The following is a 25,834-nucleotide window of genomic DNA, read 5'->3' on the forward strand; positions in this document are numbered from 1 at the left end:
TCGGGCTTTGCCAAAGAGGTACATCACGCGAGAGGGTTTGACCAGCGTCAGCCCGTGAGCAGGACCGGCTCCCGCTCACCGGCGGCGAAACGGCGCAGCACGGCGGGGTAAAGGCGGTGTTCCTGCACCAGCACCCGCTCGGCCAAACTCTCGGCCGTGTCGCCGGGCAGGACGGGGATGCGCGCCTGACCAAGGATCGGACCGTCATCAAGTGCGGCGGTCACCTCATGCACGGTGCAGCCATGTTCGGTATCGCCAGCCTCCAGCGCGCGGGCATGGGTGTGCAAACCGCGATATTTCGGCAGAAGCGAGGGGTGGATGTTGATCATCCGACCGGCCCAGGCATCTGTAAATCCTTCGGTCAATTTGCGCATGAAACCGGCAAGGCAAATGATGTCGGGCGAATGGGCCTCAATCGCAGCGCTGAGCGCCGCCTCAAAAGCCGGGCGGTCCTTGCCGAAGGGGCGGTGATCGACCACTTCGGTCGCGATCCCCTGCCCCTGCGCCCAAGCGATCCCCCCCGCATCCGCGTTGTTCGACAGCACCAGACAGGGGCGGCCCGCATGGTCGCCGGTCATATCCTCGACCAGCGCCCGCATGTTGGAGCCGCCGCCCGAGACGAAAATCGCAACCCGCTTGGTCAAAGCAGCGCGCCGGAATAGGTGACGCCATTGCCAGTGGTGATGCGCCCGATCTCAATCGCGCTATGGCCATCCTCGCCAAAGGCGGCCTTGGCGGCCTCGACCTTGTCGGCGGAAACCACGGCGACCATGCCGATCCCGGCGTTGAAGGTCTTGAGCATCTCGGCCTCGGCCATGCCCCCTTCGGCGGCCAGCCATTTGAACACCGGCGGGAGTTCCCATGCATTGAGGTCGATCTCAGCAGCCAGCCCCACGGGCAGGACGCGCGGCAGGTTCTCGGTCAGGCCACCGCCGGTGATATGCGCCAGCGCCGACACGGCATCGGCGCGCAGGGCGGCCACAGCGCCTTTGACGTAGAGCTTCGTTGGCGTCAGCAGCGCGCTGCCCAGATCACCCTCGCCCCATGGGCAATCATCACCCCAGCCCAGACCGCTCCGCTCGACGATCTTGCGCACGAGGCTGTAGCCGTTGGAATGCACCCCGTCGCTCGGCAGGCCCAAGAGCACGTCGCCCTCTTTCACATCGCGCGGCAGCTCGGTCCCCCGCTCCATCGCGCCGACCGAGAAACCAGCGAGGTCGAAGTCGCCCGCGTGATACATGCCCGGCATTTCAGCCGTCTCGCCCCCGATCAAGGCACAACCGGAATCAGCGCAGCCCTTGGCGATGCCTTCGATAATCCGCGCGGCACTGTCGAGTTCCAGTTTGCCGGTGGCGAAATAGTCGAGGAAGAAGAGCGGCTCGGCCCCCTGACAGACCAGATCGTTGACACACATGGCGACCAGATCAATGCCGATGCTGTCGACATTGCCCGTATCAATCGCGATGCGCAGCTTGGTGCCCACGCCATCGGTCGCGGCGACCAGCACCGGGTCGGTGAAGCCTGCGCCCTTGAGATCAAACAGCGCGCCAAAGCCGCCGAGGCCGGACATCACACCGGGCCGCGCGGTGGATTTCGCCGCCGGTTTGATCCGCTCTACAAGCGCATTGCCTGCGTCAATATCCACGCCTGCTTCGGCATAGGTGATTCCGTTGTCGGATTTCGTCATGGTCATGGCCCCCGGCGCGCATTTTCCCTTGCGCGCGGAGTTAGAGTATTGCGCGGCCCACTGCAATCATTTGGTGCAGCTAATGTCTTGACGCTCGGCCTGCGGCGTCATACCCAAACGCCCATGGCGGGCCTGTAGCTCAATTGGTTAGAGCAGAGCGCTCATAACGCTTTGGTTGCGGGTTCAAGTCCTGCCGGGCCTACCATACTTCCGCCCCCGCCTTTCGTGGCCGTCACCGTTTGGCGCTGACGTGCCAGTTCACCTGCATCTCGACCACCGTTTCACCCGCTTCGCTCTGGATGTCGACCGCCACGTCAAAGGCGACTTTGCCGTCTTCTTGCAGCGCGGCCAGCAGGTCGGCCCCGGGGCGCGAGGTTTGGGCATGGGCGGTCAGCGTGCCTTCGGCGATCTTTTTAAAGGTGATCTGCCCCATGGCCGCCACGGGGCGCATATCCATGATCACCGGCGCAATCGCCCCCGCCATGGCGGCCCCCGATGCGGCTTCGCCCAGCGTGAACATCGCGCCCGCATGCTGCGTGCCGATGTGGTTCGAGGTCTCATGCCGCTGCACCAATTCGGCGCTGGCGGTGCCGTCTCCGATCTCCAGCAGTTTCACCCCGACATGGGCGGCAAAGGGTACGGCCGTGTCGAGATGGGCTTTGATCATGTCATAGGGGGTCATCGCTGCGCTCCGTATTAGGGTCGCCTCACTGTGACAAAGCCCGGCCCGCGGCACAATCATGCCGCCGGGTCACCGCGCGATGACGATATCGGCGCGCAGCCCGCCAAGGCGGTCCGATTCCCCAAGCCGCAGCACCCCGCCATGGGCGCGCGCGATGTCGGAGGCGATGGCAAGGCCAAGCCCCACGCCGCCGCCCTTGTCTTGGTTGCGCGCAGGATCAAGCCGCGAGAAAGGCCGCGTCGCCTCGTCCCGCCGCGCTTCGGGGATGCCGGGGCCATCGTCTTCGACCCGGATGCGCAGGGTGCGATCGCTCAGCATGACCGAGACTTCGGCCTGCGTGCCATAGCGCACGGCGTTGGAAATAAGGTTGTCCACCGCCCGGCGCATCGCGACCCTGCGCAGCTTCACGATCCCCTCGCCCGCGCCTTCGGGCGGCAGCAGCGTGACCCTGCGCCCGGCCCGCTGCGCGTCTTCCACGATGGCGCTGACGAACCCATGTGGGGCCACCTCTTCGGGCTCACCCTCGGCGGCACCCTTGGCGAAGTTCAGGAATTCGTCCAGCATCCGTTGCATATCATCGACATCGGCCAAGAGCGGGGCTGCATCCTCTTCGTCGATCATCGACAGGCCGAGGCGCATGCGGGTCAGCGGTGTGCGCAGGTCGTGGCTCACGCCTGAGAGCATCAGCGTGCGTTGCTCGATCTGCCGCTCGATCCGGGCGCGCATGTCGACAAAGGCATTGCCCGCCGCGCGGACTTCGATGGCGCCGGTGGGAGTATAAGGCTCATGCCGCCCCCGGCCAAAGGCCTCCGCCGCGCGGGCCAGACGTTTGATCGGGCGCAGCTGATTGCGCAGATAGATCGTGGCGATATAGCTCAAAAGCACGCCGAAAAACACGGTGTAGACGAAAAGCTGATGCGGGTTCGAGGCCGAGATGCGCCGCCGCTCGAACTGGATTCGCAACGGCCCGCGCACGCTTTCGATATAGAGCACGACGAAATCGTCATCGCTGAGGTCCACCGCTTCGATCCCGTCCATCTTGCTGCGTAGCCGGGGAATGAGGACGCGGCCCGAGTAATCGTACCACAGCATGCTGTCTTCTTCGGGCAGCGGACGGTTGGCGGGGGTCACCACGAAATCAAGCGGGCCCGCCCGCGCCTCAACCGCCGTGGGCACGGATTGCGCATCGGGGGCCGTTCCGACCGCCAGCATGACCAGTTCCAGTTCCCGCAGAACCGTATCGGTCATCTGGCCGGTGACACCTTCGAAATGCCTCTGCGCAAAGATCACCACGACGACCAACTGCAAAAACACCACTGGTAACAGCAGGATCAGCGCGGCGCGTCCATAGATGCCGCGCGGAACATATCGTTTGAGCCAGGCAAAATTCATGGCTAGACCTTAGCCAGCCCCCTGCCCCAGCGAAAGGTGAAACCATGCTGCCGCCCGACAACTTCGACCCCGAGATCGGCCTTGCCGAAACCCTGGAACCCGGGCTGCGGCGGATCGTGGCGCCCAACCCCTCACCGATGACCTATCGCGGCACCAATACCTATCTCTTGGGCGAGACCGGCGTGGCGGTGATCGACCCCGGCCCCGACAGCCCCGCGCATCTTGAGGCGATCCTCGCCGCAATCCAGCCCGGGCAGCGGATCAGCCATATCATCGTGACCCATACGCATCTGGATCACGCGCCGCTCGCCCGCCCGCTGGCCGCGCGTACGGGGGCCGAGGTATGGGCCTTCGGTGAGGCCACGGAGGGCCGTTCGACGGTGATGCAGGGGCTTGCTGAGGCGGGGTTGATGGGCGGCGGCGAAGGTGTGGACCACGGGTTTCGCCCTGATCACACTTTGGCCGATGGGGATGTACTGAAGGGGGACGGCTGGACGCTGGAGGTGCTGCACACGCCAGGCCATATAGGCAATCACGTTAGCCTCGCTTGGGGCGATGCCTGTCTGACAGCGGATCACGTCATGGGCTGGGCAACTTCGCTCGTCTCGCCCCCTGATGGGGACCTGACCGATTTCATGGCCTCTTGCGAGAAGCTGGGCGCGCGGCAATGGCGGGTGTTCTATCCCGGTCACGGCGCCCCGGTGAGCGATCCCAACGCGCGGCTCGACTGGTTGGTGGCGCATCGTCGCGCGCGGGAGGTGTCGATCCTCGACGCACTGGTTGCCGGACCCGCGACGGCGGAGGACCTCGCTTGCGCCATCTATACCGAAACACCTTCCGCGCTCTTAGGCGCGGCCACCCGAAACGTGCTGGCGCATCTGGTCGATCTGACAGGCCGGGGGCGCGTAGCCCCAGAGGGCACCTTGCAGGCAGAGGCGCGTTTCACTCTCAACTCATAGGAGAATGCGGGCCTTTCCGTCGCAAAATCGCAACAAATGCCCCATTCTGGGCGCAATCTGGCCCCTTTATGGACCCGAACCGCGCCCAAGCTGGTTGCGGGGGTGAGAGACATCAAACCCCAGCGAGCAGCAAAGGAGCTACCCGATGGCCCGACTAGACAGAACGCCGCAACCGCAAAAACCAAAGCCTGCGCCGAAGCCGAACGGCACCTCGGCCCAACCACCGCAGCGCCCCACGCCGCTGATCACCGACTACGCCAGTCTTTGAACGGCGCTCCCCGCGCACCGGATGGGGCCGGTGGATGGGGGAACTTTGGGGCCGGACCATGCGTTTGCCGCCTAGAGCAACACGCAAGGAAAGATATGAAACCCCATACCCCCTCTCACGAAGCTGACCTCGCCCGTCTGCGCCGTTTGGCCGTCAGCATGGACAGCGCCTTTAAGCTGCCGATCGTCGGCGTGCGGATGGGATGGGATTCGATTCTGGGCCTCGTGCCGGTGGTGGGCGATACGCTCGCCCTTTTGCCCGCAGCCTATATCCTAAAAGAATCGCACCGCATGGGCGCGCCGAAAAACGTGCTAGCAAAAATGCTGTTGAACACCGGGGTCGACTATGTGATCGGCTCGGTCCCGCTGTTCGGTGACCTTTTCGATATCGGTTGGAAGTCGAAACTGCGCAACGTCGACTTGCTGGAGCGTCACCTGAAAGACCAAGCTGCCAAAGCCCCGCCGATGGGCGATGTCGAAGGGCGCATGTCTTCGCACCACCCGACGCTCAACAACTGATCACCAAAGAAAAAGGGCCGCCCCAAGGCGACCCTTTCAGTCTTTCCGAAGAACGGGTGGCTTAGCCGACCAGTTCCAGACCGGAGAAGAAGTAAGCGATCTCAACCGCTGCGGTTTCCGGTGCGTCGGAACCGTGGACGGAGTTTTCGCCAACGCTTTCAGCGAATTCTGCGCGGATGGTACCCTCTGCCGCATCGGCAGGGTTGGTCGCGCCCATCACTTCGCGGTTTTTCGCGATGGCGTTTTCACCTTCCAGAACCTGGGCCACGATCGGCGCGGAGGCCATGAACTCGCACAGTTCGTCGTAGAAGGGACGCTCGGCGTGCACCTTGTAGAACTCGCCCGCCTGCGCTTTGGTCAGGTGGATGCGCTTTTGTGCGACAACGCGCAGGCCCGCGTCTTCGAATTTCTTGACGATGGCGCCTGTCAGGTTGCGGCGGGTTGCGTCGGGCTTGATGATCGAGAATGTGCGTTCGAGGGCCATTGGCTGTACTCCATAGCGGGTGTTGATTTGCGCGCTCCCTAGCATGGGGTCTGGCCCATGAAAAGCCGTGATTGACCTTCGGCCCCGCTTGCTCCAAACGGCTTTCATGTTACGCATTTCAGAAATCAACTACTCCGTCGAAGGCCGCCCCCTGTTCGAGGAAGCCTCCGCCGTGATCCCCGAGGGGCATAAGGTCGGCATCGTCGGGCGCAACGGCGCGGGCAAGACGACGCTGTTCAAAATCATCCGTGGTGAGCTGTCACTCGATAGCGGCGATATCTCTTTGCCCTCCCGCGCCAAGATCGGCGGTGTGGCACAAGAGGTGCCCTCGTCCGAGACCTCGCTCATCGACACGGTGCTGGAGGCCGACGTTGAACGCGCCCGGTTGATGAAAGAGAGCGAGACCGCCGAAGACCCTGCCCGCATCGCTGACATCCAGACCCGTCTGGCCGATATCGACGCTTGGTCCGCCGAAGGCCGCGCGGCGTCGATCCTCAAGGGGCTTGGTTTCGACGACGAAGAGCAGCAGATGCCCTGCTCCGCCTTCTCCGGTGGCTGGCGGATGCGCGTGGCGCTGGCCGCCGTGCTCTTTGCCCAGCCCGACCTGCTGCTTTTGGACGAGCCGACCAACTACCTCGACCTCGAAGGCGCGCTCTGGCTGGAAAGCTATCTGGCGAAATACCCCCATACGGTGCTGATCATCAGCCACGACCGCGGCCTGTTGAACCGCGCCGTGGGCGGCATCCTGCATCTCGAAGATCGCAAGCTGACCTATTACCAAGGCCCTTACGACCAATTCGCCCGCCAGCGCGCCGAGCAACGCGCGTTGCAGGCGGCGATGGCCAAGAAACAGCAGGCCCGGCGCGATCACATGCAGGCCTTCGTCGACCGTTTCAAGGCCAAGGCCAGCAAAGCCAAACAGGCGCAATCGCGTCTGAAGATGATCGAGAAGATGGACATGATCACCGCGCCCGAGGAGGCGGCGCGCAAGGTCTTCACCTTCCCCGAGCCTGAAGAATTGTCGCCCCCGATCATCAATATCGAGAACGGCGCAGTCGGTTATAGCGACGACAACCCGGTGCTCACGCGGCTGAACCTGCGCATCGACCAAGACGACCGGATCGCCCTTCTGGGCAAGAACGGCCAGGGCAAGTCGACGCTGGCGAAACTTCTGTCGGACCGCCTGCCCCTGATGGCCGGGCGGCAGGTCAATTCCTCCAAGCTGCGCGTGGGTTTCTTCGCCCAGCATCAGGTGGATGAGCTGATCGTCGAGGAAACCCCGCTGCAACACATGATCGCCGCCCGCCCCGGCGTGTTACAATCCAAGCTGCGCGCGCAGCTTGCGGGCTTCGGCCTTGGCCCCGAACAGGCCGAGACCGAGGTCGGGCGGCTTTCGGGCGGGCAGAAGGCGCGGCTGTCGCTGCTTCTGGCGACGCTGCACGCGCCGCATCTGCTGATCCTTGATGAGCCGACCAACCACCTCGACATCGAAAGCCGCGAAGCGCTGGTGGAGGCGCTGACGCGCTACTCGGGCGCGGTGATCCTCGTTAGCCACGACATGCACCTGCTGTCGCTGGTGGCCGACCGGCTGTGGCTGGTGTCGAAAGGCACGGTCAAACCCTATGAGGAAGACCTCGAAGCCTATCGCAAAATGCTGCTGACGCCGGAAAAGCCGGTTAGCAAGAACCCCGCCAAGCCGAAAGAAACGCCCAAACCCAAACGCGCCAGCCGCGATGAGGTTTTGGCCCTGCGCAGCGAGGTCCGCAAGGCCGAAGCTCGAATGGAGAAGATCAACGAGATGCGCGACAAGCTCGCCAAGAAACTCGCCGATCCCGCGCTTTACGAGGACGCCAAAACCGGTGAGCTTGAGGTTTGGAACAAGAAATACGCCGAGGTGATGGAGGCGCTGGACCGCGCGGAATCGCTTTGGATGGGCGCACAGGAAAAGCTGGAGAAGGCCACGGCCTGACCCGGAAGCGTTCACTTTATCACATCGCAGGGGTCGCCTAAGGGGCGGCCCTCGTGCATTCTGGCAAGAAGCCCCGCGCCAAGGAAACCCCATGACCCTCGACACCGCCTATATGATCACCGCCCTCGTCACGATGTTCGTGGTGATCGACCCCATCGCCATCGCGCCGGTCTTCCTCGCGCTCACCCGTGGGATGAGCAATGCAGAGCGGCGCAAAATCGCATGGCGCGCGGTGGGCGTGGCCGGGTTGGTGTTGTTGATCTTTGCCGCTTTCGGCGAGGCGGTGCTGGGCTTCATCGGCATCTCCATGCCCGCCTTCCGCGTCGCGGGCGGCATCTTGCTGTTCATCACCGCGCTCGACATGCTCTTCGACCGCCGCACCAAACGGCGCGAGGACCGCGCGGATGAAGACGACCACGACGACCCTTCCGTCTTCCCCATGGCCATTCCTTTGATTGCGGGCCCCGGCTCCATCGCCTCGGTCATCCTGCTGACGGGGGAAAAACCGGGCGGCGAAGGGCTGTTGACCATTATCGTGATCACCGCGCTGACACTGGTGGTCATGGCGCTGACCATGCAGGTCAGCGGCGCGCTTGAGCGGGCGATGGGCAAGACGGGCATTAACATCGTGACCCGTCTGCTTGGCATGTTGCTGGCGGCGCTTTCGGTTCAATTCGTGCTCGACGGCTTGGCGGCCTTTGGCTTTGGCCCCGGCCCCACGTCCGGCTGACATTTCCGCGCGGCCTTCCTATATGAGATGTAAGGGGGCGCGTTCATGGCCGAAATCGACACAGCACATCTGATTTATCTCATCGTTCTTCTGGCCATGGTGGCGGGCTGGTTTTTCATGCATAGCCGCCCGAATATGAACAAAACCCTGCAACAGGCGGCGGTCTGGGGGCTGATCTTTACCGGTGCCGCGGCGGGCGTCGGCCTGTGGCAAGACATCACCCGCGACAGCGCCCGCCAACATCTCACCATCAGCGAAGAGGGTGACATCGTGCTGCCGCGCGGGCGCGATGGGCATTACTACCTGACGGCCCAGATCAACGGCGCGCCGGTGCGCTTTGTCGTCGATACGGGCGCATCCGATATCGTGCTGACCAAATCCGACGCGGCGCGCATCGGCATCGACCCCGAGGGGCTGGATTACCTTGGCCGCGCGGGCACCGCCAATGGCGAAACGCGCACCGCCTTCGTGCGTCTCGACGAGGTGGTGGTGGGCCATGCGGTCGATCACAACGTCCCCGCGGTGGTGAATGACGGGATCATGTCGCAATCATTGCTCGGCATGGGCTACCTGCAACGTTGGGGCCGGATCGAGATCAGCGGCGGTGAACTGCGCCTGAGCCGCTGACGGAATAGGGCAAGACCTTGCCGGAAATACGGGGCAAAACATCAAACACGCCGCAAAATGACGCCGCATTCGCCGTGAATTGAACAGGTTCCCGCCCTTTTGAGCGGATATCTGCAGGGCACAACTGTACCCAATTTTGGAGAAAGTGCTGCTATGCTGATGAACATTTTTGGTGGGTCATCCTCCTACCAACAAAGCAACAAACCCGCTAAGGCGGAGAAGGCTGAAAAGCCGGAGAAGGTCGAGAAGACCAAGGACAACAACCCGCAGGCGCAGGCGAAACCCGCCGGCGACGGGCAGGCCACACAAAACAGCGCGGCGGCGCAAGAGGCGTCGAAACCTCAATCCGTGCAAGCCCCTGCCAAGACCGAAGCGGTGCAAGCCGTAGGGCAGGCAACACCGGTCGAGACGGCCCAAAAGGCCACGAGCGCGGATGACGAAGCCTTTGCCCGCGCCGCAGCACAACGCAGCGTCGACAGCCAGCGCACCCGCGCCCTGCTGGACACGATCGCGCCGGTGAACAACAGCGCGGTCGAAGCGGCCAAATCCTATGTCAGCAAGGTCGAACCCGCAGCGCCGGAGGCTGAGGCGAGCAAAGCCGCCGCTGCCGCGAAACCCGCGCTCGACAAAGCGGCCTAAGCCGCGTTCAGGGGCGGCGGGCTTTCGGCCCCTGCCCCTGCACTGCCGCCCTTCAGGTCTCGGCCTTCTTTTCCCAGCGGCCGCTTTCCTCTGACCAATATTGGGCCGAGGCGCCTTCGGATTTCAGCCGCTTCCACAGGCCGCGCGCCTGATCCAGCGCGACGGGATCATGCCCGTCGAACAAGACGCAGACCCGCTGGTGCGCTGCCACTTCCGCAGCGGTGACATCGGCCCCATGCACCGTCATCAGACAATCGGCCCGATTGGGGGCGCCATCCTCCAGCATCAGCAGCACGGGCTGATCCGCGTCCTGCGGCCCACCCGCCATGCCATGGGGCAGAAAGCTGTCATCCGCATAGGTCCAAAGCGCCCGGTCCAGCGCCTGTAGCCCCGCCCGGTCCGTCCCGCGCAGGGCCACGCGCCAGCCATTGGCGAGCGACTTTTCCAGCAGCATCGTCAGCGTCTCGACCATAGGTCGCTGGGTCAGGTGATAGAAGTAAGCCGCCCCCATCCGTCGCTCAGCCCTTCTCGAAACGATCGGCGACGAGACGGTTCAACGCCGCCACGCCCCAGCCCGTCGCGCCCGCAGGCGCCAGCGTGCTTTCGGATTTCAACGAAGCGACACCGGCAATATCGAGGTGAATCCAAGGTGTCTCATCCTTGACGAACCGCTTGAGGAATTGCGCCGCGGTGATCGACCCGGCCGGACGCCCGCCGATGTTTTTCATATCGGCCACGCGGCTTTTCAGCAGGTCGTCATAGCCCTGCCCCAGCGGCATCCGCCACGCGCCCTCGCCTTCGCTCTCGGCGGCTTTGAGGAAATCGTTGCACAGCCCGTCGTCATTCGAGAAGACCCCGGCGTTCTCATGGCCCAGCCCGATGATGATGGCCCCGGTCAGCGTGGCCAGATCGATCATCGCCGCGGGTTTGAAACGGTCTTGGGCGTACCACATGACATCGCAGAGCACCAAACGCCCCTCGGCGTCGGTGTTGATGACCTCTACCGTGTCTCCCTTCATCGTGGTGATCACATCGCCCGGGCGGGTGGCATTGCCCGAGGGCATGTTCTCAACGATACCCACAAGCCCCACGACATTCGCCTTGGCCTTGCGCAGCGCCAGAGTACGCATCACGCCGGAGACGACGCCCGCGCCGCCCATGTCCATGGTCATGTCTTCCATGCCAGCCCCGGGTTTGAGGCTGATGCCGCCGGTGTCAAAGACCACACCCTTGCCGACCAGCGCCAGAGGGGCTGAGTCATCGGCGCCGCCTTCCCACCGCATCACGACCACTTTCGACGGGCTGTCCGAGCCTTGCCCCACAGACAAAAGCGTGCGCATTCCAAGCTTTGCAAGCTCTTCCTCATCCAGAACTTCAACTTTCAGGCCCAAGCTTTCCATCTCGGCCAGACGTTCGGCAAAATTGGTGGTGGTCAGGATGTTGGCGGGCGCGTTGGTCAGATCGCGGGTCATGAAGGCCCCTTCGGCCACGGCCATGAGCGGTGCGGCGGCCTCGCGGGCGTCATCGGGTTTGGAACACATGACCTCAACCGTGCCTTTGCGCACCTTGGGCGCGGATTTGTGATCTTCGAACCCGTAGTCCCGCATTGCCATCCCAAAGGCCACATCGGCCACCCGGCGTGTCGCGGCGGCGAGCATTAGCAGATCGCTGTCACCCCGGCGCTTGGCCAGCGCGGCCCCGGCTTTGCGCGCGGTCATCACCTCGGCCCGGCGCGGCATATGAACCACGTCGACTGCCTCTGCTGCCATGCCCGCGGGATATCCCATGCTGAGAACCTCGCCGGGTTTCAGCGCCGCGAAACGCTCACTCTCTACCAGCCGCTGCAAAGCGCCTTTGGTCAGACGGTTCACCCGCCGCGCCCCGGCATCCAAACGGCCCTCAGGTTCCAGAAACAGCGCGATCCGCCCGGAATGCCCCGCGATACGGTCGATGTCGGTCTCGGCGAAGGTGATAGGGGTCAGATCGGTCATGGCATGCCTCATGGTTGATTTTGCCCCAGACCTAGCGCGCCGTGCGGCCCATGGCCAGATAGCAGTTTTCCCGCCCCGCGAATTGCTTTAAGATCTGCGCAAAGGCCGTCAGAGCATCTCGGGGGATCAGAGTGGCAAGAATTGACCGCTACATGCTGTCGCAACTTCTGGTTATGTTCGGCTTTTTCGCTTTGGTGCTGGTGGCGCTTTTCTGGATCAACCGCGCGGTGGTCCTATTCGACCGTTTGATTGGCGATGGCCAATCCGCATTGGTGTTTTTGGAGTTCACGGCCCTCGGCCTGCCGAAACTCATCGTCACCGTCCTGCCCATCGCGACCTTTGCCGCTTCGGTCTATGTGACCAACCGCATGTCGGGCGAATCCGAGTTGACGGTGCTCCAAGCCGCAGGCTCTGGCCCGTGGCGGCTGGCGCGGCCCGTCTTCGTCTTTGGCCTCTGCGTGGCGGCGATGATGACAGTGCTGAGCCATTTTCTGGTCCCCATGGCGCAGGGGCAGTTGAAGCAGCGCGAGGCCGAGATCTCGCGCAACCTCACCGCAAGGCTGCTGACGGAGGGGACTTTTCTGCATCCCTCCGACGATGTCACCTTTTATACTCGCGCCATCGACAGTGACGGCGTGCTGCGCGATGTTTTCCTGTCGGACCGGCGCAAGGCCGACGAAGGCGTGATCTACACCGCCGCCGAAGCCTACCTCGCCCGCAACGGCGACGACACGACGCTGATCATGCTCAACGGCATGGCGCAACGGCTGGACACCGAGAGCAACCGTTTGGCCACGGCCAAATTCCGCGACTTTTCGTTCGATATCTCCCCGCTGGTCAGCAGCGGAGACGAAATCGACCTGTCGGTCAGCGCCATGGTCACGCCTGATCTGCTTTGGGATTGGGACGGGGTCGCGGCGGCGACCGACACCTCGCCGGGCGTGGTGGCCGAAGAGCTGCATGGCCGCTTCGCGCAGCCGCTGTTCTGCCTCGTCGCCGCGATGATTGGTTTCGCGACTTTGATCCTCGGCGGTTTTTCCCGCTTTGGCGTCTGGCGCGAGGCGCTGATCGCTTTCGGCCTGCTCATCGCCATCGACGGGCTGCGGGGCACGATGGTCGTGCAAATCCGCGAGGCGGCGGCGCTCTGGCCGCTGGCCTATCTGCCCTCGTTCATCGGGGCCGTGCTGACGCTGGCAATGCTTTGGCAAGCCGCACATCCGCGCTGGATAAGGCGGCGTCTGCGTGGCAAGAGGGCCGCCACATGATCCTGCATTTCTATTTCGCCCGCCGCTTTTTCATGAGCTTTCTCGTCATCACCGGGGTGCTGGCCGCGCTGGTGATGCTGGTCGATGGTGTGGATCAGGCCCGGCGTTTCGCGGATGACGATGTGGGCTGGGATCAGGTGCTGGGCATGACGCTGCTGCATATGCCCCAGACCATCAACATGATCCTGCCGCTGATCATGATCCTCGCCACGGTGGCGCTTTTCATTGGGCTTGCCCGGTCTTCTGAATTGGTGGTGACCCGAGCCGCGGGCCGCTCGGCCCTGCGCGCGCTGGTGGCCCCGGTGATGGTGGCCTTGATCATCGGCACGCTGGCCGTGGCCATGCTCAACCCCATCGTCGCGGCGACAAGTGAGCGGGCCGAGCAATTGACCCAAGAATACCGGTCCAATGGCCGCGCGGCGCTCTCGGTCAGTGACGAGGGGCTGTGGCTGCGGCAAGGCACGGAGGAAGGCCAATCGGTCATTCGCGCATGGCGCACCAACGCCGACGCCTCTGTCCTCTATAACGTCACGATTATCAGCTATGATGCCGAGAAGGGCCCGGTGCGGCGCATCGAAGCCGAAAGCGCACAACTTAGCAGCGGCGATTGGGAACTTACCGGGGCAAAGATTTGGCCGCTGGCGGCCGGGGTGAACGCCGAAGGCGCGGCGGAGGTGCATGAGACCCTGACGATCCCCTCTTCCCTCACCGTCGAGCGTATCCGCGAGAGCATTGGCCGTGTCGCTGCCGTTTCGATCTATGAACTGCCCGAGTTTATCCGACAGTTGGAACAGGCCGGGTTCAGCACGCGCCAGCATGAGGTCTGGCTTCAGGCCGAGCTTGCGCGGCCCTTCTTTCTGGTGGCCATGGTTCTGGTTGCGAGCGCATTCACCATGCGCCATACCCGCTTTGGGGGGACCGGCGTTGCTGTGCTGGCCTCGATTTTGCTGGGGTTCGGTTTGTATTTCATTCGCAGTTTCGCACAGATCCTTGGCGAGAATGGCCAGATCCCCGTGATCCTTGCCGCTTGGGCGCCGCCCGTGGCGGCGATCTTTCTGGCGCTAGGCCTGCTACTGCATGCGGAGGACGGCTGACATGCGCGCGGCCCTTGTTGGACTTGCCCTTTCATTCGCGCCTCTGAGCCTTGCCGCCCAGACCGCGCCTGCCAGCGACCGCCCCGCCGTTCTGGTGGCCGATCAGGTCTTCATTACACGCGATAAGGTCTTGGTCGCGCAAGGAAATGTCGAAGCCTTCCAGGGGGAGACGCGGCTGCGCGCCACGGCGATCCGCTATGATCAGGCCACGGGCGCGCTCAGCATCGAAGGGCCGATCGTGCTGTCTGAGGGGGAGAATACCACGATCCTCGCCGATGCGGCCTCACTTGATGTGGGTTTGCAGTCCGGCCTTTTGCGCGGCGCGCGGATGATCCTTGAGCAGCAGTTGCAGCTTGCCGCCGTGCAGATCAACCGGGTCGAAGGGCGTTATAGCCAACTTTACAAAGCCGCCGTAACCTCTTGCAAAGTCTGCGAAGATGGCGAAACGCCGCTCTGGCAAATCCGCGCGAAACGGGTGGTGCATGATCAATTGGCGCAGCAGCTTTACTTTGACGAGGCGCAGTTCCGGATCAAGAACGTGCCCATTGCCTATCTGCCCCGCCTGCGCCTGCCCGACCCCACATTGGACCGCGCGACTGGCTTTCTCGCGCCCACGGTCCGCTCGACCTCGCAATTGGGCGTGGGGCTGAAACTGCCCTATTTCATCAAGATCGGCGATCACCGCGATCTGACGCTGACGCCCTATCTTTCCGCCGAAACCCGCACGCTTGAGTTCCGCTACCGTCAGGCTTTCGTTTCGGGGCGGATCGAGTTCGAAGGGGCGATCACCGATGATGAATTGGACCCCGGCAAAACCCGTGGCTACCTCTTTGGCACCGGCAGTTTCGATCTGCGGCGCGACTACAAACTGTATTTCGATATCGAGACCACGAGCGACAGTTCCTATCTCAGCGACTATGGCTATTCGGGCAAGGACCGTCTGACCAGCGAATTGACCGTCAGCCGCGCGCGGCGCGATGAGTATATGCGGGCAACCCTGCTGAACTACCAATCGCTCCGCGATGGTGAGGACAATGATCTGCTGCCCAACCTGGTCTTGGATGGTGAATTCCAGCGGCGCTATTTCCCGACTTCCGTGGGCGGCGAACTCCGCCTGACGCTTGAGGCCCATAGCCACCGCCGGTCGTCGGACCTCAGCACCGATGGTAATGGGGATGGCGAAGCCGACGGGCGCGATGTGTCGCGGCTTAACGGGGAGGCCGCTTGGCTGCGGCGTTTTACCTTCGGCAATGGTCTGGTGACCGACGTCGAAGCGGGGGCGAGCTTTGGTTTGTTCAACATCGCGCAGGATGCGGTCTATGACGGGCGCTACTCCGACCTCGTGCCCCATGCTGCCGTCACCATGCGCTACCCCATGCAGCGCCGGGAGGCCGCAGGCGTGGTGCAACAGCTTGAACCGCTGGTGCAATTGGGTTGGACCGGCGGTGATCGGCTCGACATTCCGAATGAGGAAAGCACGCTGGTGGAGTATGATGAGGGCAACCTTCTGTCGCTCAGCCGCTTCCCCCGGCCCGACCGGCGCGAACGGGGTGCCGTGGCGGCCATCGGGGTGAATTGGGCGCGGCTCGATCCCAATGGCATGGATGCCAGCCTGTCTTTCGGTCAGGTGATCCGCGCCGATGCGGATGATGCCTTTAGCTTTAGCTCAGGCCTGCAGGGCACCTATTCCGATTTCCTGCTGGCCGGGCAATTGCGCAGCGACAATGGTCTGGCGCTCATCGGGCGCGGGCTTGTCGATGATGATTTCGAAGTCGCCAAGGCCGAGCTGCGCGGGGTCTGGGATTTCAAGCGCGGGCAGATCTCGGGCAGCTATGTCTGGCTGCATGAAGACGCTGCCGAGGATCGCAACGAAGACGTGTCTGAGATCACCTTCGACGGCAGCTATTCGATCAACAGCCAGTGGCAGGCCTCCGCCGAATGGCGGTTCGACCTTGCTGACGAACGCGCCGCGACGGCGGGTCTTGGCCTGAGCTACAACAATGAATGCGTGCAGGTCGACCTTTCGGTGAACCGCAGCTATTCATCCTCAACAAGTGTTGAGCCCTCAACGGATATCGGTTTTAACATCGGCCTCAGGGGCTTTGCCGCAAACACCGGAACAGAAAGATACGTACGCTCATGTGGGAAGTAACGAAACAGACCGTCCGCACCGGGATCCGTGGCACTGCGGCACTCGCCCTTGCTCTGGTCATCGGCCAATCCGCCGCGGCGCAGAACCTCTTTGCGCCTGTGGCCCGTGTCAATGACGAGGTGATCACCGGCTACGAAGTGCAGCAGCGCCAGCGTTTCATGCAGCTGATCGGCGCGCCCGGGGCCGATACCGACAGCGTGATCGACAGTCTGATCGACGACCGCCTGCGTGGGCAGATCCTTGATCAAGCCGGGCTTGAAGTTACCCCCGAGGGCATTCGATCCGGCATGGCAGAATTTGCCAGCCGCGCGGATCTGACGACCGAGGAGTTTCTGAAAGTGCTGGGCCAAGCGCAGATTTCCGAAGAGACGTTTCGCGATTTCATCGTGATCAGCGCCGCATGGCGTGATCTTATTCGCGCGCGCTATAATGGCCGGGTTAACATCACCGACGAAGAGGTCGACCGCGCGCTTGGCAGCAGCCGGGGCAATAACGGTCTGCGCGTGCTGTTGTCGGAGATCATCATTCCCGCCCCGCCGCAGAATGCCGGTCAGGTGAACGCGCTGGCCGAACGCATTTCGGAAAGCCGCTCTGAGGCCGAATTCTCGTCCTATGCCAGCAAGCATTCCGCCACCGCCTCGCGCGGGCGCGGGGGCCGGATGCCTTGGACACCGCTTGAAAAACTGCCCGCCAGCCTGCGGCCCATCCTCTTGGCCCTCGCCCCGGGTGAGGTGACAGCGCCGCTGCCGATCCCCAATGCCGTGGCCCTGTTCCAACTGCGCGGCATCGAAGAGACCGGCAAGCCGAGCGTCGAGTATTCCGAAATCGATTATGCCGCTTATTACATCCCCGGTGGCCGGTCCGAGGCCGCCCTGTCGCGCGCGGCACAGCTGCGCGGTCAGGTGGATCAATGTGACGACCTCTATGGCGTGGCCAAGGGCCAGCCCGCCAACGTGCTGGACCGTGGTACCAAGGCCCCCGCCGAGATCCCGCAGGACGTGGCCATTGAACTGGCGAAACTCGATCCCGGCGAAGTCTCCACCGCGCTGACCCGTGCCAATGGTGAGACTTTGGTCTTCCTGATGCTTTGCAACCGCACCACGGCGGCCAATGCCGATGTCAACCGCGAGGCGGTGGTCAGTTCGATCCGGCAGCGCAAGCTTGAGGGCTATGCCACACAGCTGCTGGAACAGGCCCGCGCCGAAGCCCGTATCACCCGCCAATGAGCCGCCCGTCCCGGCCGGTGGCCATCACATGCGGTGAACCCGCCGGGATCGGCCCCGAGATCGCCGCCCGCGCTTGGGCGGCCCTCTCGAATGATATCCCGATGGTCTGGATCGGCGACCCGCGTCATCTGCCGCAGGATGTCCCGCACCGCGTGATCGACAGCCCGGTTGAGGTGAGCGCGCCCAGTGCCGACGCGCTCCCCGTGATGGCCCACCCTTTTGACAGCGCCGCCCTGTCCGGCGTGCCGCAGCCCGGCCATGCGCAGGGGGTGATCGACGTGATTGCCCGCGCGGTCGATCTGGTGCAGACGGGCGTGGTCTCCGGCATCTGCACCGCGCCGATCCACAAGAAGGCGCTGCAAGACGGGGCCGGGTTCGCCTATCCGGGCCATACCGAATACCTCGCAGCGCTGGCAGGCGTCGACGACGTGGTGATGATGCTCGCCTCTGATCAATTGCGCGTCGTGCCCGCCACGATCCATATCGCGCTGGATCAGGTACCGCAGGCGCTGACCCCTTCGGGCCTGCGCCGCACGATTGAGATCACCGCGCAGGAATTGCAAAACCGCTTTGGCATCGCCCGCCCCCGCATTGCCGTCGCCGGGCTGAACCCGCACGCGGGCGAAGGCGGCAGCATGGGCCGGCAAGAGATTGACTGGATCGCGCCGCTGATCCTTGAGATGCAGGGCGAAGGCTTTGCGCTGACCGGGCCGTTGCCTGCCGATACGATGTTCCACGCTCGCGCCCGCGATGGCTATGACGCGGCGGTGGCGATGTATCACGACCAAGCGCTGATCCCGATCAAGACCTTGGATTTCGACCGGGGCGTGAATGTGACGCTGGGGCTGCCCTTTGTGCGCACCTCGCCCGATCACGGCACCGCCTTTGACATCGCGGGCCAAGGGCGCGCCAACCCGACCAGCATGATCGAAGCGATCAAATTGGCATGGCAGATGGGGAAGACATGAGTGCAATCGACAATCTCCCGCCGCTGCGCGAGGTGATCAACACCCACGAATTGGCCGCGCGGAAGTCCCTCGGCCAGAACTTTCTGCTGGATCTGAACCTCACGGCCAAGATCGCGCGGCAAGCGGGGGATATGGCCGATTGCGACGTGTTGGAGATCGGCCCCGGCCCCGGTGGCCTGACCCGTGGTCTGCTGGCCGAAGGCGCGCGTCATGTTCTGGCGATCGAAAAGGACCGCCGCTGCCTGCCCGCGCTGGCCGAGGTGGCGGAACATTACCCCGGACGCCTGACGGTGATCGAAGGCGACGCGCTTGAGATCGACCCGCTGAGCCATCTGACCCCGCCCATCCGTGTGGCCGCCAACCTGCCCTATAACGTCGGGACCGAACTGCTGGTCCGTTGGCTCACCCCGCCCGAGTGGCCACCCTTCTGGCAAAGCCTCACGTTGATGTTCCAGCGCGAGGTGGCGGAGCGGATCGTGGCGCAGCCGGGGTCGAAAGCCTATGGGCGGCTGGCCGTGCTGGCGCAGTGGCGCAGCGACGCGCGGATCGTGATGCAATTGCCGCCGGGCGCCTTCACCCCGCCGCCCAAGGTCTCGTCGAGCGTGGTGCATCTGACCGCCCTGCCCGAGCCGCGCTTCCCCGCCGATCCGAAGGTGCTGAGCCATGTGGTCGCGATGGCCTTCAACCAGCGGCGCAAGATGCTGCGCTCGGCGCTCAAAGGCGCCGCGCCGGATATCGAGGACCGTTTGACCGCCGCGGGGCTGAAACCCACCGACCGCGCCGAACAGGTGCCGCTTGAGGGGTTCTGCGCCCTCGCCCGCGAGATTGCCAAGGGGTAACCATGTTCTACCGACTATTGCTCGTCTTTGCCCTGTTGCTGGGGCTTTCCGCCTGCGCCCTGCCGCGCATCGGTCCACCGCCTATGGGCACCGAGGGCGAAATCGCGGAACTCGCTCGCGCCATCGAAGACCTTTCTTCGGAGGTAAATCCCGAAGAGGCCGCCCGTGCCGCGCGGATCGCCTACCGGCATACCCATGAACTGGCGATCGCCTATCAGATCACCGACCCGCCGCTGATCCACAACGTGAAGGTCAACAACGGCAGCAAGCCGCGCGGACTGTGTTGGCATTGGGCGGAGGATCTGGAGAAGCGGCTCAAGGCCGAGGGATTCGTCACGCTCGACCTGCACCGCGCCATCGCCAATGGCGACTCGCGGATTCTGCTGGATCATTCCACGGCCATCATCTCAGCCGCCGGGACACCGATGCAGGCGGGGCTTGTCCTTGACCCTTGGCGGCGCGGGGGTGAGCTGTTCTGGTCGCCTGTCACCAGCGACCCGCGGTATGACTGGGCGCCGCGCGAAGAGGTGCTGCGGCGCAACGGGCGGATCAGATATGTGCAGGCGGGGATGGAAGGGTAAATCTGGCCCGCGCTGCCACCATCACCGCTTACGAAAAAGCCCCGCAAATCGCGGGGCTTTTCTTATTCTGCGACCTTTGCGGTGTCGCTCTTGCTGTCGCCACCCTCCTGGGGCTGTGCCTCTGCCGCTTTCGGCTTGGGCTTGCGGCGCGGGGCGCGTTTCGGCTTGGGCTTGCTCTCGGGCGTGTCGACCAGCGTGCTCTCTTCGCTGTTCGTCTCGGCCTCGGCCTGCTGCTGCGCGGGCTCTTGCTGCTCGGGCTGTTTGTCGGCTTTCGGCTGCTCGCCCTGCGACTGGCCGCCCTGCTGTGCTTCACGCTCCTGACGCTCGGCGCGCTCACGATCCCGCTCGGCCTGACGCTCACGGTTCTGGCGCTCTTGCTCCTCGCGGCGCTGGTCCACTTCGCGCTGTGCCTCGCTCAGCAGGCGCAGGTAGTGTTCGGCGTGCTGTTGAAAGTTCTCGGCGGCCACACGGTCATTGCTCAACTGGGCATCGCGGGCCAGTTGGTTGTATTTCTCGATAACCTGCTGCGGCGTGCCGCGCACCTTGCCCTCGGGGCCGGAGCTGTCGAAAACACGGTTGACGACATTGCCGCCGCCACCTTGCGACGAGCGTTTGCGGTTATTCTTCGACCGGGAGCGTGATCTGGGAGAATTCATGGAATGATGTCAGCCTTGTGTGCTGTGTGTCGTTCACCGGGGGTGCAAAGCACGTCTTGAACCCGGCCTAAGCGATATGTTGGGCATAGTGCCGCGCGGGACCGCCTGTGGCATCCACCGCTGCAACACCCCTGACTAACCATGCCAGAAAGGCTTGGGCAAGAAGAAACTGCCACTTAGCCCGCCAAATGGCGGTTTTTTCGCGATTTCACGCCGGTTTATCGGCTGAAATGACCCTTGGCCGCCCATCGAGATCATGCGCCAGCGTGACCCGACCCCAGCCCGCCGCGGCAAAGATTTCCTGCACGGCTTCGCCCTGTTGCCAGCCGATTTCGACCATGACGCGGCCTTGAGCCGTGAGGTAGCCTTGCGCCTCGGCGGCGATGATGCGGTAGATGCTCAGCCCGTCTTGGCCGTCAGTCAGCGCCATTTCCGGCTCATGCTGGCGCAATTCCGGTGAGACATCGGCCATTTCCTCAGCGGCCAAATAAGGCGGGTTCGACAGGATCAGGTCAAACCGCCCCTCAACGGCTCTGAACCAATCGGACTGCCGGATATCGGTGCGGTCGGCCACCCCGTGCTGCACCGCATTGGCGCTGGCCTGAAGGCAGGCAGCTTCCGAGAGGTCCACGCCCAGCCCCGTCGCCGCCGCCCGTTCGGCCAGCAGGGTGACGAGGATACAGCCCGAGCCGGTGCCGAGGTCCAGAATGCGGGTGAAATCCTTGCTGAGCGCAAGGTCGATCAGGGTCTCCGTCTCGGGCCGCGGGTCGAGCACATCGCGGCTGATCGCGAAATCGCGGCCATAAAAGGCCCGCCGGCCAATGAGTTGCGAGACCGGCACGCGCACGGCGCGCAGGGAGATGAGCTGGTCAAAGCGTTCTGCAACCTCGGGGGCGATTTCCTCGGGCGCGATGAGGGTCACGCGGGCGGCATCGACGGCGGCGGCATGGGCGAGCAACAGCCGCGCATCCCGCGCCGGATCGGGCACACCGGCGGCACGCAGCCGTCCGGCGGCGGCGGCCATAGCTTGGGCGGCGGTCTGAGGCCTCACCCCTCCATCTCCGCCAATTGCCGCGCTTGGGCGTCAGCAGTCAGCGCATCGACGATCTCATCCAGATCGCCCTGCATCACGGCTTCGAGCCGGTATAGCGTCAGGTTGATCCGATGGTCCGTCATACGACCTTGGGGGAAATTATAGGTGCGGATCCGCTCAGAGCGGTCACCGGAGCCCACCTGCGCTGCGCGGTCGGCAGAGCGCTCGCTGTCCATCCGGCTGCGCTCCATATCATAGAGCCGCGCTTTAAGCACCTGCATCGCCTTGTCGCGGTTGCGGTGCTGGGACTTCTCCGACGAGGTAACGACGATCCCGGTCGGGATATGGGTGATCCGCACGGCGGAATCGGTGGTGTTGACGTGCTGGCCGCCCGCGCCCGAAGAGCGCATCGTGTCGATCCGCAGGTCAATTTCGTTGATCTCGATATCCACATCCTGGGCCTCGGGCAGCACCGCCACGGTCGCCGCCGAAGTATGGATGCGCCCGCCGCTTTCGGTGGTGGGCACGCGCTGCACGCGGTGCACGCCGCTTTCGAACTTAAGCCGGGCAAAGACGTTCTGACCGGTGATATGGGCCACGACCTCTTTCACGCCGCCGAGTTCGGTCATCTGGCTTTCGATCAGGTCAAACCCCCAGCCCTGTGCTTCGGCATAGCGTTGGTACATGCGCAGCAGGTCACCGGCGAAAAGCGCCGCCTCATCGCCGCCCGTGCCGGGGCGGATCTCCAACATCGCGGGTTTCGCATCCGCCGCGTCGCGCGGCAGAAGTGCCAGTTGCAACCCCTGTTCGACCTCCGGCAGGCGGGCGCGCAGACGGGGCAGCTCCTCCCGCGCAAGCTCGGCCATTTCGGGGTCTTTCAGCATCAACTCGGCCTCTTCAAGGTCGCGCTGGAGCCGCTGGTATAGCTCGATCTGATCGACCACCGGCTTGAGATCGCTGTATTCTTTGGCGAGGGCTGCAAAATCGGCCCCATCGGAGCCCGCAGACATGCTGGCCTCCAGAAACTGGAAGCGTTGCGAGATTTGCGCGAGGCGGTGCATCGGGATCATGGGGTTCCTGTCGCTTATGCAAATGCTTTGGTCAAGAGGCGGCTTGTGCTATCATGGGGTATGACACGTCTTATGCCGCTCATCTGCCTTATGGGCCTGACGGCCCTGCACCCTGCCCTTGCGGATGTCAAAGCACCGGGCGGCAAGACGATTGATTGCTATTGCACCAACAGCAGCGGCGCCCGGGTGGAACTGGGTGAGACGATTTGCCTACAAGTGGATGGGCGCATGTTCATGGCGCAATGCCAGATGTCGCTCAACGTGCCGATGTGGCGCGAGGTGCAGCAGGGTTGCCTGTCATCGCGCCTCGATCTGATCGAGCCATTCGTTGACCCGCTTGGCGTTGACCCCCAGATCTGACCGGCCAAACCGCGAGCGGCCATAGACCTCGACATAGCGCGGCGCGTCTCCGTAGACGCCGATGGTGGTTAAATCGGGATAGCCCATCAATTTGGTGCGGGTGACATAGGTGACCTGCCCCTCGGCAAGCGATCCGGCGACGACTTCGGTGCGCGGGGTTTGCAGGATCACCCGGTCAAGCTGGGCCAAGGTCTCGGCCCCGTCGCCCTCGACGGGCACGCGCCAGATATAGCTGTTGGTGCCTTGGGTCTTGCCCATCTTCTGCCCGTCGGCCTGCGCATGCCAACGCGCGGTGTCGATGGGCGCAAGGCGGATATAGGCCACCAAGGCGACGAGGGCGATCACGATGATCCAGAACAGCATTTTAAACACCTTTCAAAACTCGGCGGTCAAGGGCGACAGAGGTCGCATTAAGCAGGCCGGCCCGCGTTTCGACGGACCGGCGGTTGATGTCGTGGCTTTCGCTCACGCCGTTCTCATGCGGTGACCCAGCAGTGACAGAATCTCGGTCGCGACATGCGCGCCCGCGATCGCTGTGGCCCCAGTGGTGTCGAAGGGCGGAGAGACCTCAACCACGTCACCGCCCATGATGTTGATCCCCGCCAGATCGCGCAGCATGATCGACGCCTGCGCCGAGGTCAGCCCGCCCCACACCGGGGTGCCGGTGCCGGGGGCAAAGGCCGGATCAAGCGCGTCGATGTCAAAGGTCAGATAGCAGGGGCGATCGCCGAGGATCTCCTTGATCTTGGCAACGGTGGCCTGCGGCCCTTTCTCATGCACCTCACGCGCGTCGATGATATTGACGCCCATCGTGTCCTCATTGGTGGTGCGAATGCCGACCTGCACGCTGGTCGACGGGTCGACGATGCCGGACTTCACGGCTTTGTAGAACATCGTCCCGTGATCGATCCGGTCCATGTCGTCATCTTGCCAAGTATCCGTATGCGCATCGAACTGTAACAGACTGATGGGCCCGTATTTTTCCGCATAGGCCTTGAGGATCGGGAATGAGATATAGTGATCCCCGCCCAGCACGACAGAAGCCGCACCGGCATCCAGAATGGTCTTGATATGGGCCGTCAGGGCGGCGGGAAACTGGCTGACATGACCATAGTCGAAGGCCAGATCGCCGTAATCCGCGATGGCGAATTCGCTGAGCACGTCGAAATCCCAGCCATAGGGCGCATCGGGCGCTTGCAGCGCGCTGGCCTCGCGGATGGCGCGGGGGCCAAGGCGCGTGCCGGGGCGGTTGGTCACCGCTTGATCGAAGGGCACGCCTGTTACCGCGATGTCGACGCCGGTCAGATCCTTAGTGTATTTCCGTCGCAGGAAGGAGGTCGCCCCGCCAAAGGTCAACTCATAGCTCGGCCCTTTGAGGTCCTCGCGGGTAAAGGCCATATCCATCTGTTTGGCCGCGTCTTCCAATGCCATTAGTTGCCTCCTGCTGGCTGTGCCCGCTCAACGATACGGGCGAAAAAGGATGCGCCAAGCGGCGCGATCTCGTCGTTGAAGTCGTATTCCGGGTGGTGCAGCCCTGCGCCTTCCCCGGCCCCGAGGAAGAGATAGGCACCGGGGCGTTTTTCAAGCATGAAGCTGAAATCCTCCGCACCCATCTCGCGGCCATAATCGCCGTGCACTTGGGCCGCGCCCACCACCTCGGTCGCTGCCGCGATGGCGGCCTCGGCCTTGGCCGGATCATTGACCGTGGCGGGATAGCCGACCTCATAGTCCAACTCGGCGGTGACGTCATAGCTCGCCGCCTGCCCGTCCACGATCTGCTGCATCCGGCGCATGACCATGGCTTGCACCTCACGGTCAAAGGTGCGCACGGTGCCGTTGATATAGGCCGTCTCAGGGATGATGTTATCGGCGGTGCCGGTGTGAATCTGCGTGACTGAGACGACTAAATCCTGCGCCGCGACATGGTTGCGGCTGACGATAGTCTGGATCGCAGTGGCGATGCCGCAGGCCGCCACAACGGGGTCGCGGCTCTCATGGGGCATCGCGCCATGACCGCCCTTGCCCTTGATATGAATGTGGAATTCATCCACCGCCGCCATGATCGGCCCCGGCGTGGTATAGAATGCGCCTTCGTCAAAGCCGGGCGCGTTGTGGATCCCGTAGACCTGCGCGATTTGGAAACGCTCCATGATGCCTTCTTCGACCATCACGCCCGCGCCGCCGCCCGCCTCTTCGGCGGGTTGAAAGATCAGCGCCACCCGGCCCGCGAAATTGCGTGTCTCGGCCAGATATCGCGCCGCGCCCAGAAGCATGGTGGTGTGCCCGTCATGGCCGCAGGCATGCATCTTGCCCTCTCGCGTGCTGGCATATTCCTTGCCCGATGCCTCTTGGATCGGCAGCGCATCCATATCGGCGCGCAGGCCGATGGTCGGGCCTTCGCCCTGCCCTTCGATGATCGCCACGATACCGGTCGTCGCGATGCCCTCGTGCAGCTCATCCACACCAAACGCGCGCAGCCGCTCGGCCACGAAAGCCGCCGTCTCATGGCAGTCGAACGCCAATTCGGGAATCCCGTGCAAATGGCGCCGCCATGCTGTCATATCCTCCGCAAAGGCGTTGATGCGGTTCACCACGGGCATGGGCTGGACTCCTTGGGGTTGGTTTGGTCAGGGTGCATCTGACA

At 63.7% G+C, this 25,834-nt stretch carries 28 protein-coding genes and 1 tRNA gene; 16 read left to right on the forward strand and 13 right to left on the reverse strand.

The genetic code is table 11. From position 1 onward, the window contains the following. Positions 1–47: 47 nt before the first annotated feature. Positions 48–644, reverse strand: coding sequence for a phosphoribosylglycinamide formyltransferase (gene purN / locus ACGYLI_RS05310; RefSeq protein ID WP_394417792.1), 597 nt, complete (start codon positions 642–644; stop codon positions 48–50). Next, entirely contained in the window at positions 641–1,687 is a 1,047-nt protein-coding gene (gene purM, locus ACGYLI_RS05315) for a phosphoribosylformylglycinamidine cyclo-ligase (RefSeq protein WP_394418293.1), read from the reverse strand. Before purM ends, purN begins: the two co-directional genes overlap by 4 nt. Positions 1,688–1,815: 128 nt before the next feature. Between purM and ACGYLI_RS05320 the strand changes: the two genes are divergently transcribed. Next, positions 1,816–1,892: transfer RNA gene (locus ACGYLI_RS05320), tRNA-Ile, on the forward strand. Positions 1,893–1,919: 27 nt separating this feature from the next. Here ACGYLI_RS05320 and ACGYLI_RS05325 read toward each other — a convergent pair. Together ACGYLI_RS05325 and ACGYLI_RS05330 are read right to left on the reverse strand one after the other, a co-directional pair. Further along, positions 1,920–2,369: a DUF4442 domain-containing protein gene (locus ACGYLI_RS05325; protein ID WP_394417794.1), complete on the reverse strand. Its 450-nt coding sequence runs from the start codon at positions 2,367–2,369 to the stop codon at positions 1,920–1,922. A 69-nt stretch (positions 2,370–2,438) separates the two neighbouring features. Continuing rightward, the gene (locus ACGYLI_RS05330; protein WP_394417797.1) at positions 2,439–3,761 is read right to left on the reverse strand and encodes an ATP-binding protein; all 1,323 of its coding nucleotides are present in this window, start codon (positions 3,759–3,761) and stop codon (positions 2,439–2,441) included. 44 nt (positions 3,762–3,805) lie between these two features. On the opposite strand from ACGYLI_RS05330, the gene ACGYLI_RS05335 reads away from it, so the two are divergent. The 3 genes from ACGYLI_RS05335 to ACGYLI_RS05345 all read left to right on the forward strand — a co-directional run bounded on the left by ACGYLI_RS05335 (position 3,806) and on the right by ACGYLI_RS05345 (position 5,506). Further along, entirely contained in the window at positions 3,806–4,720 is a 915-nt protein-coding gene (locus ACGYLI_RS05335; RefSeq protein WP_394417800.1) for an MBL fold metallo-hydrolase, read from the forward strand. A gap of 145 nt (positions 4,721–4,865) precedes the next feature. Further along, positions 4,866–4,988 carry a hypothetical protein gene (locus tag ACGYLI_RS05340; RefSeq protein WP_269451603.1) on the forward strand — a complete coding sequence of 41 codons (123 nt, stop codon included), beginning with the start codon at positions 4,866–4,868 and terminating at the stop codon, positions 4,986–4,988. A gap of 95 nt (positions 4,989–5,083) precedes the next feature. Next, entirely contained in the window at positions 5,084–5,506 is a 423-nt protein-coding gene (locus ACGYLI_RS05345; protein ID WP_394417803.1) for a DUF4112 domain-containing protein, read from the forward strand. A gap of 61 nt (positions 5,507–5,567) precedes the next feature. Here the strand turns inward: ACGYLI_RS05345 and ndk are convergent, their stop codons facing one another. After that, a complete protein-coding gene (gene ndk, locus ACGYLI_RS05350; protein ID WP_067266630.1) occupies positions 5,568–5,990 on the reverse strand; it encodes a nucleoside-diphosphate kinase in 423 nt (140 codons plus the stop codon). A 106-nt stretch (positions 5,991–6,096) separates the two neighbouring features. On the opposite strand from ndk, the gene ACGYLI_RS05355 reads away from it, so the two are divergent. The 4 genes from ACGYLI_RS05355 (at position 6,097) to ACGYLI_RS05370 (ending at position 9,955) form a co-directional block, all read left to right on the forward strand. Then, positions 6,097–7,959, forward strand: coding sequence for an ABC-F family ATP-binding cassette domain-containing protein (locus ACGYLI_RS05355; protein WP_394417806.1), 1,863 nt, complete (start codon positions 6,097–6,099; stop codon positions 7,957–7,959). Between the two features lie 91 nt (positions 7,960–8,050). After that, positions 8,051–8,689 (forward strand): MarC family protein, encoded by a 639-nt coding sequence (locus ACGYLI_RS05360; RefSeq protein ID WP_067266625.1) that lies wholly within the window; start codon positions 8,051–8,053, stop codon positions 8,687–8,689. A 45-nt stretch (positions 8,690–8,734) separates the two neighbouring features. After that, positions 8,735–9,316: a TIGR02281 family clan AA aspartic protease gene (locus ACGYLI_RS05365; RefSeq protein WP_209217741.1), complete on the forward strand. Its 582-nt coding sequence runs from the start codon at positions 8,735–8,737 to the stop codon at positions 9,314–9,316. 153 nt (positions 9,317–9,469) lie between these two features. Continuing rightward, complete coding sequence (locus ACGYLI_RS05370; RefSeq protein WP_394417809.1) at positions 9,470–9,955, forward strand: hypothetical protein; 486 nt, start codon at positions 9,470–9,472, stop codon at positions 9,953–9,955. Positions 9,956–10,007: 52 nt separating this feature from the next. Here ACGYLI_RS05370 and ACGYLI_RS05375 read toward each other — a convergent pair whose 3' ends face one another. Both ACGYLI_RS05375 and ACGYLI_RS05380 read right to left on the reverse strand, forming a co-directional pair. Next, positions 10,008–10,466: a DNA polymerase III subunit chi gene (locus ACGYLI_RS05375; protein ID WP_394417811.1), complete on the reverse strand. Its 459-nt coding sequence runs from the start codon at positions 10,464–10,466 to the stop codon at positions 10,008–10,010. Between the two features lie 7 nt (positions 10,467–10,473). Further along, positions 10,474–11,946: a leucyl aminopeptidase gene (locus ACGYLI_RS05380; RefSeq protein WP_394417814.1), complete on the reverse strand. Its 1,473-nt coding sequence runs from the start codon at positions 11,944–11,946 to the stop codon at positions 10,474–10,476. 131 nt (positions 11,947–12,077) lie between these two features. On the opposite strand from ACGYLI_RS05380, the gene lptF reads away from it, so the two are divergent. The 7 genes from lptF to ACGYLI_RS05415 are packed head-to-tail and all read left to right on the forward strand — an operon-like array spanning position 12,078 to position 20,071. Then, the gene (gene lptF, locus ACGYLI_RS05385) at positions 12,078–13,211 is read left to right on the forward strand and encodes an LPS export ABC transporter permease LptF (RefSeq protein WP_394417817.1); all 1,134 of its coding nucleotides are present in this window, start codon (positions 12,078–12,080) and stop codon (positions 13,209–13,211) included. Then, positions 13,208–14,305 carry an LPS export ABC transporter permease LptG gene (gene lptG / locus ACGYLI_RS05390; RefSeq protein ID WP_394417820.1) on the forward strand — a complete coding sequence of 366 codons (1,098 nt, stop codon included), beginning with the start codon at positions 13,208–13,210 and terminating at the stop codon, positions 14,303–14,305. Before lptF ends, lptG begins: the two co-directional genes overlap by 4 nt. A gap of 1 nt (position 14,306) precedes the next feature. Next, entirely contained in the window at positions 14,307–16,457 is a 2,151-nt protein-coding gene (locus tag ACGYLI_RS05395; protein WP_394417823.1) for an LPS-assembly protein LptD, read from the forward strand. Then, positions 16,445–17,683 carry a peptidylprolyl isomerase gene (locus ACGYLI_RS05400; RefSeq protein ID WP_394417826.1) on the forward strand — a complete coding sequence of 413 codons (1,239 nt, stop codon included), beginning with the start codon at positions 16,445–16,447 and terminating at the stop codon, positions 17,681–17,683. Before ACGYLI_RS05395 ends, ACGYLI_RS05400 begins: the two co-directional genes overlap by 13 nt. Continuing rightward, positions 17,680–18,651 (forward strand): 4-hydroxythreonine-4-phosphate dehydrogenase PdxA, encoded by a 972-nt coding sequence (gene pdxA / locus ACGYLI_RS05405; protein WP_394417829.1) that lies wholly within the window; start codon positions 17,680–17,682, stop codon positions 18,649–18,651. Before ACGYLI_RS05400 ends, pdxA begins: the two co-directional genes overlap by 4 nt. Next, a complete protein-coding gene (gene rsmA / locus ACGYLI_RS05410) occupies positions 18,648–19,490 on the forward strand; it encodes a 16S rRNA (adenine(1518)-N(6)/adenine(1519)-N(6))-dimethyltransferase RsmA (protein ID WP_209217732.1) in 843 nt (280 codons plus the stop codon). The genes pdxA and rsmA overlap by 4 nt, the downstream gene beginning before the upstream one ends. Positions 19,491–19,492: 2 nt before the next feature. After that, on the forward strand, positions 19,493–20,071 hold the full coding sequence (locus tag ACGYLI_RS05415; RefSeq protein WP_394417832.1) for a hypothetical protein: 579 nt from the start codon (positions 19,493–19,495) through the stop codon (positions 20,069–20,071). A gap of 62 nt (positions 20,072–20,133) precedes the next feature. On the opposite strand, the gene ACGYLI_RS05420 is transcribed toward ACGYLI_RS05415, so the two are convergent. From ACGYLI_RS05420 to prfA, 3 genes are all read right to left on the reverse strand, one after another. Beyond that, positions 20,134–20,727, reverse strand: coding sequence for a DUF4167 domain-containing protein (locus ACGYLI_RS05420; RefSeq protein WP_394417835.1), 594 nt, complete (start codon positions 20,725–20,727; stop codon positions 20,134–20,136). Positions 20,728–20,935: 208 nt separating this feature from the next. Further along, positions 20,936–21,778 (reverse strand): peptide chain release factor N(5)-glutamine methyltransferase, encoded by an 843-nt coding sequence (gene prmC / locus ACGYLI_RS05425; protein WP_394417838.1) that lies wholly within the window; start codon positions 21,776–21,778, stop codon positions 20,936–20,938. Continuing rightward, positions 21,775–22,830 (reverse strand): peptide chain release factor 1, encoded by a 1,056-nt coding sequence (prfA, locus tag ACGYLI_RS05430; protein ID WP_394417841.1) that lies wholly within the window; start codon positions 22,828–22,830, stop codon positions 21,775–21,777. Before prfA ends, prmC begins: the two co-directional genes overlap by 4 nt. A gap of 60 nt (positions 22,831–22,890) precedes the next feature. Here prfA and ACGYLI_RS05435 point away from each other — a divergent pair, with 60 nt between their 5' ends. Further along, positions 22,891–23,190 carry a hypothetical protein gene (locus ACGYLI_RS05435; RefSeq protein ID WP_394417844.1) on the forward strand — a complete coding sequence of 100 codons (300 nt, stop codon included), beginning with the start codon at positions 22,891–22,893 and terminating at the stop codon, positions 23,188–23,190. Here the strand turns inward: ACGYLI_RS05435 and ACGYLI_RS05440 are convergent. The 3 genes from ACGYLI_RS05440 to ACGYLI_RS05450 form a co-directional block, all read right to left on the reverse strand. Beyond that, positions 23,128–23,553: a DUF1499 domain-containing protein gene (locus ACGYLI_RS05440; RefSeq protein ID WP_394417847.1), complete on the reverse strand. Its 426-nt coding sequence runs from the start codon at positions 23,551–23,553 to the stop codon at positions 23,128–23,130. The two genes, ACGYLI_RS05435 and ACGYLI_RS05440, sit on opposite strands and share 63 nt — an antisense overlap. Positions 23,554–23,655: 102 nt before the next feature. After that, entirely contained in the window at positions 23,656–24,621 is a 966-nt protein-coding gene (gene speB / locus ACGYLI_RS05445) for an agmatinase (protein WP_394417850.1), read from the reverse strand. Further along, positions 24,621–25,790, reverse strand: a complete 1,170-nt coding sequence (locus ACGYLI_RS05450) for a M20 aminoacylase family protein (RefSeq protein WP_394417853.1) — start codon at positions 25,788–25,790, stop codon at positions 24,621–24,623. Before ACGYLI_RS05450 ends, speB begins: the two co-directional genes overlap by 1 nt. Between the last annotated feature and the right edge of the window lie 44 nt (positions 25,791–25,834).

It is taken from the genome of Sulfitobacter sp. 1A13421, from assembly GCF_043557285.1.
Taxonomy (GTDB): Bacteria; Pseudomonadota; Alphaproteobacteria; order Rhodobacterales; family Rhodobacteraceae; genus Sulfitobacter; species Sulfitobacter faviae.